This window comes from Enterococcus sp. S183_ASV_20 (assembly GCF_018919685.1).
Classification (GTDB): domain Bacteria; phylum Bacillota; class Bacilli; order Lactobacillales; family Enterococcaceae; genus Enterococcus; species Enterococcus faecalis.
Window position 1 is genome coordinate 1 of sequence record NZ_JAHLRI010000141.1, and the last position, 1,239, is coordinate 1,239.

Here is a 1,239-nt window from a genome sequence, read left to right on the forward strand (position 1 = left end):
TATTATTGGGAATCCCAGCTTAAATCATAGATACCGTAAGGGATTTTATTCTTTATTTAAAACTTTGCAACAGAACCAATGTAATCATAAGTGAGGGTTTTACTGATAAAAAATCAGTTATGATTAAAGTATAAAACAACAGTCATAATTATTTATGCTTTAAAATATAAACTGTTACTATGCCAACAATTATTCCTAAAAATAAAATCAGAAGGGATATAAACTTTTTCTTCATACGAAGCACCTTTCTTTTAATTTAAATATTCTGTGGTGAAATTTAAAAATCTTTTTTATTCAGGTTGCCATTGAAAAATATCTTCTAGTGGAGTATCCAGGTAGTAAGCAATTTTTAATGCTAACTGTAAAGAAGGGTTATATTTATTTTTTTCTATACCATTAATAGTTTGTCTGCTAACTTCTAATAAAGCAGCTAATTCACTTTGGCTAATTTTTTTTTTCTCTCTAATTAATTTTAAGTTATTGATTATCATTTATGAAGTCCTCTTGTTGAAAAAAAGTAGTAACAGAGAGTGCAATATCATTGATAGAGAGAAGTAATAGTAGATAAAATTAAATAGATAGTTTTTAGTAATAACATTAGGTAGTAAAAGAAAAATAGCAATTACTATAAGTATGGAAAAGTTAATAAATAAGTACATGTAAGTAGATGTTAAAGAAATTGTATATAAAATTCGCTCATCTTTTTTTGAATCAGTCAGATTAAAAACAAAGTAGACTACAGAAATGATATCCAATAAAAAAATAAAAATAGCCATTTTGATTCCTCCTTTTTGTCAAGTGTCACTTGACAAAAGATTAAAAGCTCTATAATATTAAATTGTAACATATTATGTTATGCAATATACAACAATTTTATGATGGAGGGTAAGAATTATGGAAAATTTAAGTGTAGTTCCTAGTTTTGAAGAACTAAGTGTTGAGGAAATGGAAGCGATTCAAGGTAGTGGAGATGTTCAGGCTGAGACAACACCGGTGTGTGCTGTTGCGGCGACAGCTGCAGCAAGTAGTGCTGCTTGTGGCTGGGTTGGTGGCGGTATTTTTACTGGAGTAACTGTAGTTGTGTCTTTAAAACATTGTTAAAATATACTATAAAACTTAGTGAGGTGAAGCACAGTGCTAAATAAGGAAAATCAAGAAAACTATTACTCTAATAAATTAGAACTTGTTGGTCCTTCTTTTGAAGAGTTAAGTTTAGAAGAAATGGAAGCGATTCAAGGT

2 protein-coding genes and 1 pseudogene are annotated in these 1,239 nt (G+C 28.9%); 2 read left to right on the forward strand and 1 reads right to left on the reverse strand.

Annotated features, from left to right (window positions below; translation table 11 throughout):
- Positions 1–290 precede the first annotated feature (290 nt).
- Positions 291–491, reverse strand: a complete 201-nt coding sequence (gene cylR2 / locus KQI94_RS16030; RefSeq protein ID WP_002370931.1) for a cytolysin regulator CylR2 — start codon at positions 489–491, stop codon at positions 291–293.
- Positions 492–894: 403 nt separating this feature from the next.
- On the opposite strand from cylR2, the gene cylL-L reads away from it, so the two are divergent.
- Both cylL-L and cylL-S read left to right on the forward strand, forming a co-directional pair.
- Positions 895–1,101, forward strand: a complete 207-nt coding sequence (gene cylL-L, locus KQI94_RS16035; RefSeq protein ID WP_002358485.1) for a lanthipeptide cytolysin subunit CylL-L — start codon at positions 895–897, stop codon at positions 1,099–1,101.
- A 33-nt stretch (positions 1,102–1,134) separates the two neighbouring features.
- Positions 1,135–1,239: pseudogene (gene cylL-S / locus KQI94_RS16040) on the forward strand (lanthipeptide cytolysin subunit CylL-S); the annotation flags it as partial.

What these genes read in the sequence shown, in the direction of transcription:
- cylL-L (WP_002358485.1), top strand. Translation starts at nt 895, where the DNA reads ATGGAAAATTTAAGTGTAGTTCCTAGTTTTGAAGAACTAAGTGTTGAG.
- cylR2 (WP_002370931.1), bottom strand. Translation starts at nt 491, where the DNA reads ATGATAATCAATAACTTAAAATTAATTAGAGAGAAAAAAAAAATTAGC.